This is a genomic window from Traorella sp. mt218 (assembly GCF_055420025.1).
Genome location: NZ_JBVAYM010000010.1, coordinates 1 through 12091, shown reverse-complemented (window position 1 = coordinate 12091; position 12091 = coordinate 1). Strand labels below are relative to the sequence as shown.

Sequence of the window (12091 nt, the reverse complement as noted above, 5' to 3'; positions counted from 1 at the left end):
TCCGCCACCTTTTCCAATAGAGCCATAATCTTTGGATCCGGGTTCTGACGGCATAGTACCCGGTGTACCATCTGAAGCATCACCACCGGTCACATTCAGCGTACCACTGCCCTTGATCGTCACCGCAGAGCCACTCGGTACTTCAATACCTGCACCACCGCTATACGATGTATATACGTTAGAGGAAAAGCTTACATAGCCATCACCACCATTTACGTTAACAATCCCTTCAATGACAAGCGTCCCGCTGCCTTCTATATAAATCGCCGATTGTCCCTGTGCCGCATTGATCGTCACATTTTTCAAAGTCAGTGTCTTTCCGGATTTCACAATCACTGCCGCACTTCCTTCATCACCCGTGATCGTCTGGTTCTCAATCGTTTGATCCTCATTTACGGTGATTGTTTGTGCAGCTTCTACATCCATGGTTGCTGTCGGTAAACAGGTCACCCATAATGTAAACACCAAAAGCAATGAAATTTTTCGAAATCTCTTTTTCATCGTCATACTACCTCCAATGTCAGTTGAACTTCACCGCCATTTAACTCACTTAAGTTATCATCCATTGCAAAGCATTCATATTTCAAGATACTATTTTCATAAGTACCAGCAGAAAGTGTCTGATTTAATTCAATTTCATATAATCCCTTACCCGGTGCAATCAGTTTTGACTTCCAAAGCTCCGTTCCATCTTCCAGCAATAAACTGATTACAAAATAACAGTCATTGACTTGTGGATTATAGAAATTCACCTGTTGCTCCCGCTGATCTGCTTTTAATCCAATGACCTTATAACCCGGAATCGCAATTCCTTCCTGCTCTTTGTCACCTTGTTCGATTGGAATTTCCCCTTCCCAATCTAGTGCATTTTCATCCAGATCAGGCGTAACTGCACTTATCGACGGTTCATTTTGATTGACAAGCTGCATTCCCAGCATTACACCGCCAATGACCAATAATAAAGCTATCGCAGCAAGAGCAATTGCTTTTTTCTTCGTCAGAACGATGCCTTGTTTTTCAGACATGATATCCCTCCTTATATTTATTTAATTTTCATAAAAAAGCAACATATCTCTGATTTTATTGTAATACTTTTTTCGCAAATATTGTGTAGTTGTTTACGCTTTAATCGTAACCGTTTACGAAAGATTTTCTTTATGCTTGTAAAACAGATGACACTCAAGTAAAATAAATAAAAAAGTAAGATATTATATGGAGGAGAATAGGATGGAAAAAGTATTAAAATGGATATATGGCCTGATGTTTCTATTACTATGTATTGCTGTTTTCTGGTTTCTGCACCTATTCACCGTAACAAAGCAAGAAATCATTTATATTGACTGGCAAACTTCCATGCAAATCTTGGAAAATGGTGAAGAAAAACCTTTTATCATTGACGAATATTCGACAAATTCTGAACAGAAAGGAACATATCGTTTTACCGCTTCGCTTCCTGAAAATTTAGGAAACGGCTCCCTTTTATTTGAAACAAATGGTTTGCAGTTAACTTTATCCCTCAATGGAAAAGAAATCTATCAATCTTCGGCAATACTTCCCTTTTCGATATATTCCATGTCTTCCGCACAGATTCCCCTCAATGATGAAGTCAGTGGTGAGCTTATCATGACCTGTAAGATCTTAGATAATACAAATGTGATGTTTCCGCCGATGCTACGATTCATCCCTGAAGGCTATAATGACACCCAATCGATGTCCTATGCTAACCTTTACGGTATTCCTGCCGGCTTTTCTGCCATGGCTTTATTATTGGTATTCGGATTATTTATACTAAGTGTTTTACGCAGACAGATCGAATGGAGCCTGCTGCCTCTTTCCATTGCTTTAGTAGGCTTATGTGCCTATCGTCTGATACAAAGCTGTGGTTATTACTTTCTTCCGCAAGAAGCTGTCAGCTTTTTTGGGCGAGCTGAGTTTTCATGGCTGTCACCTTGTGCATTAATGATCTATATCGCCATGAATCATCGCCGTAATTTCTGGACCTTTTTAGGAAAAGCTGCGATATGCAGCAGCATTGTCCTGATTGTCGCCTATTTCTTCTCTGCCATGACTGGAGGTTATCTTGCTGATTATTTGAATGGTGCTATTAAAGGCCTGCTTACATATGGTTACTATGATGGTCTTCTGTACTGGCTAACATTATGGCTGGCTATTATCTGTGCCATGATTTCTGCTTATTGGCTCATACAATCCATTGCCCAACAGCATGCCCATACCCAAATGCTCACGTTGAAAAACCAACTGATCATGAATGATTATCACAACATGGAATCAAAAATTCGACAAACGGCATCCATACGTCACGAAATGCGCCATCAATTGACCGTACTGGAAGCTTTAATTCATCAAAAGGATTATGAAGGATTAGATACATTGCTTGAATCATTGAAACAACAAACCTCAAATCAGATACAAACTGTTTTCTCTGACAATATCACTGTTAATATCATCTTACAAGATGCGGCAGCACGGGCCATGGAACAAAAAACCCTTTTTGATGCTCATGCCCATCTTCCAAACGAGCTGCCAATTTCAGATAATGATCTCTGTACACTTTTAATGAACATGCTGGATAATGCCTTAGAAGCAACAAATCATCTTGGTGAATCACAAAAGCGTTTCATTTATTTCAAAGCAGAATACAAAAACGGTTTTCTAGCCATTAAATGTGAAAACAGCTTTGATCATCAGATCAATGAAGGTGAGAACGGACTCCCACAGACGACAAAAAGCGATACGCATTTCCATGGCTTTGGTCTGACACAGATGTCTGCCATCGCAGAGAAATATCACAGTATGCTTGATATCTCTTATACCAATAATGGTGTCTTTACAATACAAACAGCCCTGCAGCTGCCAAAGCATTAAAAAACAATGATCACATTTCGATCATTGTTTTCTTATTTATTCATATATTGAATAAAAGCTTGCTGAAGCGTCTTATAGTAGGTTCGTCCAATCGGAATCTTGCTTCCTCCACGAAGCGTAAGTGATGATCGGGTAATTTCTTCTACATAAGCAAGATTCACTAAATAGCTGTTATGACAGCGGCAAAACTGATCGGATGGCAGCTGATTTTCTAAACGGCTCAACGAAAATGAAAATGTTTTTTCCTCATTTTTCTCCAGATGCACGATAATATCATGATTATAACTTTCTATATAACAAATCTGATTCAAAAGTATCGAAACATTTTTGCTTCCCACACGCAGTAAAATTGATTTAGGTTTATGATTGAGCTCCCAATCTACTCGCAATGCATTTTCCAAAGCATCGCTGCGTATTGGTTTTAATAAAAAATGAACCGGCTGTACTTCATAGCCTTCAACAAGATAATCTTCACATCCGCTTACAAAGATCACACTGACACGATCTCCACGTTTTCTTAATGTACGGGCTAATTCCATGCCGGTCATGCCTTCCATCTGAATATCTAACAGCAGTAAATCAAAAGGATGACTTTCTGCTATTAATTTCTTTTCAAGATCAATTGCTGAAGAAAAATCCTGAATTTCATGTTCAATCTCTTTATCTATTAAGATTTCATGACAAAGCGAACAAAGCTCTTTACGAATACTGTCATCATCTTCACAAATTGCCAGACGATAAATGCCCATCTCTTTGCCTCCTTTAAATATTATAAATATAACAATTTCAAACAAATTATTCAAGAATAGATCTTTTTTATCATAAAATATGGTAAAAAGACTATTTTTTCTTTAATTAACAAACCATCCTTTTTCATTAGCCAAAAACTTTCGCTAATTCTCAATGTCGCCTCTGGGGGAATCGAAACCTCAACTAACTCCTAGGAGCACCGATACTTAAGCATAGGAGCTTAGTGACAGATTTTGAAATTTTGTCATGACTATATTTCAAAAAAATGGTTTTCTTAGAATCAATCTCTGCAACTTGTTATTGTTATCTATATACACTATTATCCCATATTCATATCATTTATTATGTTATGTATTGGAATAATTGTATTAAAAGTTTTAGTAACGTAATTTGTAATTTCTTTAAGTAATAAGTGTTGATTTTATCTTCATACTAACATTACCTGTTAGTATGAGGATAAAATATGAAATTTTAAAAGAATCTTTAAGTAATCGGATATGATGACATCTAAATCGATCTTCTTTATAATTCAAGGAAATTTACCCCTAACTTTAAATTAAATATACCAGAAACTATATTTAAAAGTTAGGGGATAGTTACCGTAAGTTTAAACTATAATCCCATCATTTCTATGATCTTATCGCTCATTTTTACTGTTCCCACAAGAATCAGCATATTTAATGCCAGTTATCCTATATATGATCAAACCTGAGTATGTTAATAGTTCCCTTATTTTTGAACATTTTGATTAACACGCTAATCAATTGTGTGATGACTTTAAGTATTATTTTATTTTTGACTAAATAATAAAAAAACCGAAAAACTAATACATAAAAAGTTTTTCGGTAATTCTCAATGGCCTCCTCAGTAGGAATCGAACCTACAACTAATCCTTAGGAGGGACTTGTTATATCCATTTAACTATGAGGAGAAAGGTGTGATAGATGAGCCCAGTACCATGTTAACATAAGAACTTCTACTTAGGAAGATCTTGTATATCCATTTACCTAAGAAAACATTTAAATCATTTCAAAGAACATAAGTATTATACTCTATTTTTTGGATGAAGGGAAGAAGGAAATGAGAGGATCAAAAATCATGATGAATATCAAACATGATTCCGTCATACCACTTATAATTGAAAGAAAGAATTTTATGAAGATGAAATCAAGGAATATTTCATATACATTTAAAGACGAAAGAATCAATCAGGATCCATTTCCATACGGATATAAGTGACATACTGATCATGATCTTTTTGAGCAATTTCCGCAATCAAATATTCTTCATAAGCATACGTACCTAATCGCAATTGATGCATTGCTGCATAGTCAATCATTTTTTGATACGTCTGATTGATCGTATCATAATTACCTCTGTGCCAGCCACAAAGATATTTTCCTTTTTTACGAATATGTGTATTTTGATCAAAATGTTGGTCGGTGATCATAAATAAATAAGAAAAATCTAAATAATCCTGATTTTTGATCTTATCGATCTTCAACATGCAACCCACCGCTTCTTGAGTAAAAACATGATTTTCACGGCAAAAATGAGCATACTCCTCCATAAATGAAGCAAAGCTTTTACTTGAAGTATTTTCAAGATCATTGCTGCAAAGCAAAATTTCTTCAGGATATTCCCTGATACAAATATCTTCCTCTTTATGGGTCACAGCAAACAAGGTGCTCTCTTTCATCGAGTTCATCATCTTTTTTAATGAAAGCAATTGTTGGATCTCACGATCGACTTCTTCAAACTTTTCATCAAGAAGTCCAAGAAATAAATGCGGATCACGTTGTTGAAGAAAGGATTGGATATCTTTTAATGACATGCCAATTTTCTTTAGATTGAGGATGGCAGAAAATGTATCATATTGGTGATAAGAATAATAACGATATCCATGTTCATTGACATAGATTGGTTGGAATAAACCAATATCGTCATAATGAAACAAAACATGTTTTGGAACACCACAAATCTTGGCAAATTGACCGGCTGTTAAATATTTTTCTTTTTTCATCACGATCTCCCCTTGACTATCATGTTACATTATAGTTTATGATAAATGAGTTCGCACAATTCGTCAAGAAAGGATGTGAAAGTTTGAAACTTATTTTAAAATATTTAAAGCGATATAAAAAATTATTTTTAATCAATGTCATCTCAGCATTTGGATTTGTGCTTGTTGAGCTGGGAATTCCAACGATCATTGCCGATATGATCGATGTTGGAGTTCAAAATGCTGATACGAATTATTTGATTCAAATGGGATTGATCATGGCAACGATTTCTGTTATTGGAGTCAGCATGACGATCTTGCTTGGTTATTGTTGTGCCAATATCTCCACGGCAATTACGCGTGATATCCGAAATGATATTTTTGCTCATGCGCAGACATTTACGGCTTACGAATTCAATCAATTTGGAATTTCATCAATGATCACAAGAACAAATAACGATGCCTTCCAAATTCAAATGTTTGTGAATGTCTTGTTACGAACCGCGCTCATGACACCGATCATGTTTATTGCGAGTTTTTTTATGACTGCAAAAGCATCGTTACCTTTAAGTGGTATCATTGCCGCAACAATTCCTTTGATCATTTTAGGGGTGGTATTTGTTGCGAAAATAAGTCAGCCGATTTCTGAAAAACAACAATCGCTGCTTGACCGATTGAATCGTATCTCACGTGAAAACTTAAGTGGGATCCGTGTCATTCGTGCGTTTGATAATGATGCATATGAACAGCAGCGTTTTGATGAAACCAATGAACAATTCACTTCTCAATCAAAGAAATTGTTTAAGATCATGATGATGACATCACCTATTTTCTTCATGCTCATGAATGTTGCAGGTCTATGTATTTATTGGGTTGCTTCATTATTGATTCAAAATGGCCAGCTCTCATTAGGACAACTTGTGGCTTTCATGGATTATTTGTTCCATGCGATGTTTTCAATCATGTTATTCTGTACTGTGTTTATGATGTATCCGCGGGCAGCAGTCAGTGCAAAACGTATCCGGGAAGTCTTAGATACAAAACCATTGATTCGGAATGAAGGAAGCATGAGTGGAAATGAACAAGATGGAACGATTACCTTTGATCATGTGACTTTCGTCTATCCGGATGGTGAAGAACCTGTCTTAAAAGATGTCAGCTTCACTGCGAAAAAAGGAGAAACGATTGCCTTTATCGGAAGTACGGGTTCAGGAAAAAGTACCCTTGTTAACCTGATTCCTCGTTTTTATGATGTCAGTGAAGGAGCTATCCGTATCAATGGTGTCGATATTCGTGATTATGATGTGATGGACTTACGGTCACGTTTAGGAGTCATTCCTCAAAAAGCCTTTTTATTCCATGGAACGATTGCGGATAATATTCGCTTTGGAAAACCTGATGCGACAAGAGAAGAAATCGAACATGCTGCCAAAGTGGCACAAGCTTATTCCTTCATCATGGAAAAAGAGCATGGTTTTGATGAAGAGATTACGGAAAGTGCGACCAATATTTCAGGCGGTCAAAAACAACGACTCTCTATTGCACGTGCTTTAGTGAGAAAACCTGAAATCTATATTTTTGATGATTCTTTCTCAGCGCTTGATTTTAAGACAGATGCGACATTACGTAACGAATTGAAAAAAGAAACTAAAAATTCAATTGTGATCGTTGTTGCTCAACGTATTTCTACGATCATGGATGCTGATCAGATCATTGTGTTAAATGAAGGAAATGTGATTGGCCACGGAACTCATAAAGAATTGTTGAAGAACTGTCAAATTTATCGAGAAATTGCATTATCTCAATTAAGTGAGGAGGAATTGGCTCATGAATAAGAAATTAACTTCGATTACGAAAACAATTTCCGGAATCAGACCTTTTATCGCTCCTTATAAATGGCAGTTTATCGGAGCTATTGTCATGGTCATCCTCAGTGTTGTAGCCATGGTCTTAGCACCAAGTGTTGAAGGAATGATCACCACTCAATTAGCGGATGACATTACGCTTGCTGAAAGCTTAGGCAGATTACAGATCCAATTCGATGCCATTATCAAGATCATAGTGATCCTGGCTCTGATTTATCTTGTGAAGACACTCTCCCAGGTCTTTGCGATTACTTGGTTAACCAATGCGATCCAGCATGCGATGCGAGATTTACGAAATGCATTGCAAAATAAGATTCGTCGTTTACCGGTCCGTTATTTTGATAATCACCCATTTGGCGATGTGCTAAGTCGTATCACCAATGATGTGGATGCAATCAGCAATGCCCTCCAACAGAGCTTTGTCAATGTAGTCAGTGGTATCTTAACGATTACCTTAGCGCTTATCATGATGATTCGTATTTCACCTTTGATGGCGTTGATTGCTTTTATGATCATTCCCTTATCGCTTTTGATTACGATCTTTATTGTCACCCGTTCACAAAAACGATTCCAAGCACAGCAGGATGCCCTCGGTGCTTTAAATGGTGCGATCACGGAAATGTACACGGGATACAATGAAATCTTGTTATTCAACAAACAAGAAGATTCGATTGAAAAGTTTAAGAAGCTTAATGAACATTTGCGCAGCAATGCATGCAAAGCTCAATTTATTTCAAGTACGATTGGACCTTTAAATTCATTAGTTACATATTTGACGATCGGAACTGTTGCTGTTGTAGGAACCTTCCAGATTCTGGCAGGTAATATTTCTGTTGGAAACTTACAAGCATTTGTCCGTTATATTTGGCAAGTCAATGACCCTCTTTCTCAAATTTCTTCACTTTCATCGCAAATTCAAGCAGCCTTTGCTGCCATGGAACGTGTGATGGAAATCTTAAATGAAGAGGAAGAAATTGCTGAGCTGGATCCACCAAAGCATATCGAAAACATGAAAGGAAATGTTTCATTCAAGCATGTACGATTTGGTTATGGTGAAACAGATCTGATAAAGGATCTCAACATTGAAGTCAAAAGTGGTCAAATGGTGGCAATTGTTGGTCCGACAGGTGCAGGTAAAACAACTTTGATCAATTTGTTATTACGTTTCTATGATGTACGTGGCGGAAGTATTTGTATTGATGGTGTAGATATCCGAGATATGAAACGTGGTGAACTTCGTGATATGTTTGGAATGGTCCTTCAAGATACATGGTTATTTTCAGGCAGCATCTATGATAACATTCGTTATGGCCGTTTAAATGCACGTAAAGATGAAATCATTGCCGTAGCAAAAATGGCCAATGTTCACCACTTTATTCGAACATTACCGGATGGTTATCATTCATTGGTCAATGAAGAAGCCAACAACATTTCACAAGGTGAAAAACAGTTGTTAACGATTGCCCGTGCCATCTTAAAAGATCCAAAGATCTTGATCTTGGATGAAGCAACATCTTCTGTTGATACACGTTTGGAAAAAATGATCCAGGAAGCGATGCACCGTGTCATGGAAGGAAGAACAAGCTTTGTGATTGCACATCGTTTATCAACAATTCGGAATGCTGATTTAATTCTGGTCATGAATCATGGGGATATTATTGAACAAGGGACTCATGAAGAATTGTTGGCAAAAAAAGGCTTTTATGAAAAACTGTATAATTCACAGTTTGCTGATGCTGAATAAAATAGCGACTCGATCCAGTGATCGAGTCGTTTATTACGATTTACTTAAAGGAAAAGCTTAAATTTCTGACATAAGTTTTGCGCTTACCATTTTATAACATAAAAATATCTTTTACCCTCTAAAAAATAAAAATATATATTTTTCATTATTTACTTCTCGATAAATTGTAATCGAAAAAATATAATTTCAAAAAATTCTCTTTACTTATTTAAGAAAAATGAGTAATATATATAAGTACCTGCGGACGTGGTGGAATGGTAGACACGCTACTTTGAGGGGGTAGTGAGTGTATGCTCGTGTGAGTTCAAATCTCATCGTCCGCACCATATTGATATAATGTGCCTTGTTGTGGCACTTTTTTTATGTTCTGTTCTATTAACCTCAAATATGATATAATAAGATTACCTATAAAGAGTGTGCGAGAGACAAGCTCAATGACCACACAGCAACCTGCAAAAGCAAGGTGCTAATGCTTGTACGATGGGAAATAAAAAAATACGATCCCATTGTAGCTATGGGGTCGTTTTTCTCTTTATAGGAATTGATAAGGAGGAAATATTTATGAATTATGTAGAAAAAGTATTACAGGAATGTAAAAGTGACAGTGTTTGGTTTTACTTGAAAGATGAAGAAACCAAAGAACATTTCAAAGATGAACTTCTTTCTTTAAAAGCAAGATGGGTCGATGGCAATCTCTTTGAAAAGAGCCATCATATTTCATCATTCATGGCCGTCCATTCAGATCATAAAGTAGCTTTTATTTCCATTCTGTGCTGGAAAATCGCATCAACACCAAAATATAAAGATACGATTATTCGAGTTGATTATAAGAAACTAATACAACATGACACTTACTTGATGAATGAATCATCGAACTGAGATGATATTTTACTCTTTATTATGAGATGCATCAAAAAAACAGATTTAAAATTTTATATCCCCCCTGTTTAATCACTAAAATTCTTCTATCCAAGGAAAGAATGTTTGTTTCTTATTTAATTGATGAAGCTGTCGACTTCTTTAGCACGTACCGATATTTATCATTATTTTCAGAGAAAAGAAGAGATTTTTTAGCTCTTCTTCAACAGGAATATGAACTTTGGAATCATGATTTACAAAAATTATATGATACTTATGAAAAAATATCTATCGAAGATTTCGCAAACGAAATCGCCGGCTCATTAGAAAAAAGAACACGATTTTTAAAACTGATGTCCCATATACAGATTTAAAATATTATCTACTTTTTTTCCATTTCTTTTTGGTGTTTATCCCTATACTGTTGTATCGGATAAACAAAAGAAAACCATGGATAAAGCAAAGGCAAATTATGTATTTTTCTCTGCATGAAATTACATATACATGTGTAATAAATTTATTAGAAAAATATGAATAGCATTAAACGACAGCTGATGTAGATCAACTGTCGTTTAATTTATAAGATAAATATTTTTATAACTTCTTTTATTTTCCTTGCTGTATTACTGATTCATTTTTTCATAATCAGAAATAACTTTTTTCATCGTTATGGTTTCAAGACTCTTTTTTAAATCATTCCTGATGATATCATAAGACATATCCAATACAGCATGAATATTCTTTCCTACCGGACATAACGAAGATGGAGAATCATGAATACCTATTAAATGTGATAAAAAGTCTGGTTCAAGTGCCTGACATATCCGATAAAGAGAAATATCTTCTAATGGACATTGGATCAAGGCTCCTCCTGTACCATTTTTTACAGATAAGATACCTTCTTTTTTCAAACTGCTGAAAATATTACGAATGGTAACTGCGCTAATGCCTGTAGATTTTGAAACAAGATCACTGGTAACCTTTACCTTATCCCCATATTCATGAATGAAAATAAGGCAATGGATCGCAATTGAACATTTTTTACTTATATGCATATAAATCACTTTCCTTTTGCTTATTATATCATAATTGATTAACCTGTAAATATTGACTTTACAGCTATGCGGTATTATACTTGTTGTAATGTTATTTTTTACAGGAGGTTTTAATATGAAATTTATTCAAATTGTTTTCAGTCCAACAGGCGGTACACAAAAAGTAGTAGATACGATCATGACATCATGGGATCCATCTTTTGAAAGAATTGATCTGTCAGATGCAAATAAAGATTTCAATGAAATCCAATTACAAAAAGAAGATGTTGCATTGATCGCGGTACCATCTTTCGGAGGAAGAGTACCGGAATTGGCCATCAGCCGATTAAAAGAAATTCATGGTAATGGTGCAATGAGCGTTCTTGTATGTGTCTATGGAAATCGAGCTTATGAAGATACATTAGTAGAATTACAGGATACAGCTGAACAATGTGGCTTCCAAACCATTGCCGCTGTTGCTGCAATTGCCGAGCATTCCATCATGCACCAGTATGCAACCGGAAGACCTGATGAAAAAGATAAAGAAGAATTACATCAATTTGCGAAACAGATTCTGGAAAAAATCCATACAAATCCTTCCGGCTGGACAACAGCTAACATCCCGGGCAACCATCCATATAAAAAGGCCGGAAGTACACCTTTGATTCCAAAAGCAGATAAAAATTGTAATTCTTGTGGGATCTGTGCAGAAAAATGCCCTGCTCAGGCCATTGACTTGAATAATCCAAAAGAAACAAATAGTAAAAAATGCATTTCATGTATGCGATGTGTTTCAATATGTCCGCAATCTGCCCGAAAAGTAAATGGTGCCCTTGTAGCAATGGCTGCATTAGCTATCAAAAAAGCTTGTTCGGAAAGAAAAAACAACGAATTATATTATTAGTATAGGTTAAAAGCAAATCGTAGAAATAAGATTAAAGATTCTGATGAT

General features: G+C 35.8%; 9 protein-coding genes, 2 tRNA genes and 1 riboswitch. Of the genes, 6 read left to right on the top strand and 5 right to left on the bottom strand.

The genetic code is table 11. The features are described 5' to 3' along the window. Positions 1 to 503: 503 nt before the first annotated feature. A complete protein-coding gene (locus tag ACZYT3_RS06385) occupies positions 504 to 1025 on the bottom strand; it encodes a hypothetical protein (protein WP_464088087.1) in 522 nt (173 codons plus the stop codon). 202 nt (positions 1026 to 1227) lie between these two features. On the opposite strand from ACZYT3_RS06385, the gene ACZYT3_RS06380 reads away from it, so the two are divergent. Beyond that, positions 1228 to 2886, top strand: coding sequence for a sensor histidine kinase (locus tag ACZYT3_RS06380; RefSeq protein ID WP_464088086.1), 1659 nt, complete (start codon positions 1228 to 1230; stop codon positions 2884 to 2886). Positions 2887 to 2918: 32 nt separating this feature from the next. Here ACZYT3_RS06380 and ACZYT3_RS06375 read toward each other — a convergent pair whose 3' ends face one another. The 3 genes from ACZYT3_RS06375 to ACZYT3_RS06365 form a co-directional block, all read right to left on the bottom strand. After that, positions 2919 to 3635 (bottom strand): LytR/AlgR family response regulator transcription factor, encoded by a 717-nt coding sequence (locus tag ACZYT3_RS06375; protein WP_464088085.1) that lies wholly within the window; start codon positions 3633 to 3635, stop codon positions 2919 to 2921. An 857-nt stretch (positions 3636 to 4492) separates the two neighbouring features. Further along, positions 4493 to 4567: transfer RNA gene (locus ACZYT3_RS06370), tRNA-Arg, on the bottom strand. A gap of 273 nt (positions 4568 to 4840) precedes the next feature. After that, positions 4841 to 5659 (bottom strand): MerR family transcriptional regulator, encoded by an 819-nt coding sequence (locus ACZYT3_RS06365; protein ID WP_294561055.1) that lies wholly within the window; start codon positions 5657 to 5659, stop codon positions 4841 to 4843. Between the two features lie 83 nt (positions 5660 to 5742). Between ACZYT3_RS06365 and ACZYT3_RS06360 the strand changes: the two genes are divergently transcribed. The 4 genes from ACZYT3_RS06360 to ACZYT3_RS06345 all read left to right on the top strand — a co-directional run bounded on the left by ACZYT3_RS06360 (position 5743) and on the right by ACZYT3_RS06345 (position 10126). Continuing rightward, positions 5743 to 7473 carry an ABC transporter ATP-binding protein gene (locus ACZYT3_RS06360; protein WP_294561056.1) on the top strand — a complete coding sequence of 577 codons (1731 nt, stop codon included), beginning with the start codon at positions 5743 to 5745 and terminating at the stop codon, positions 7471 to 7473. After that, on the top strand, positions 7466 to 9247 hold the full coding sequence (locus ACZYT3_RS06355) for an ABC transporter ATP-binding protein (protein ID WP_294561057.1): 1782 nt from the start codon (positions 7466 to 7468) through the stop codon (positions 9245 to 9247). The genes ACZYT3_RS06360 and ACZYT3_RS06355 overlap by 8 nt, the downstream gene beginning before the upstream one ends. A gap of 240 nt (positions 9248 to 9487) precedes the next feature. Next, positions 9488 to 9573: transfer RNA gene (locus ACZYT3_RS06350), tRNA-Leu, on the top strand. A 76-nt stretch (positions 9574 to 9649) separates the two neighbouring features. Next, positions 9650 to 9734, top strand: a riboswitch (SAM riboswitch). Between the two features lie 74 nt (positions 9735 to 9808). After that, entirely contained in the window at positions 9809 to 10126 is a 318-nt protein-coding gene (locus tag ACZYT3_RS06345; protein WP_294561058.1) for a hypothetical protein, read from the top strand. Positions 10127 to 10728: 602 nt separating this feature from the next. Here ACZYT3_RS06345 and ACZYT3_RS06340 read toward each other — a convergent pair. Then, complete coding sequence (locus ACZYT3_RS06340; RefSeq protein WP_464088084.1) at positions 10729 to 11160, bottom strand: RrF2 family transcriptional regulator; 432 nt, start codon at positions 11158 to 11160, stop codon at positions 10729 to 10731. Positions 11161 to 11275: 115 nt separating this feature from the next. On the opposite strand from ACZYT3_RS06340, the gene ACZYT3_RS06335 reads away from it, so the two are divergent. After that, entirely contained in the window at positions 11276 to 12043 is a 768-nt protein-coding gene (locus ACZYT3_RS06335; protein WP_464088083.1) for a 4Fe-4S binding protein, read from the top strand. Positions 12044 to 12091 lie beyond the last annotated feature (48 nt).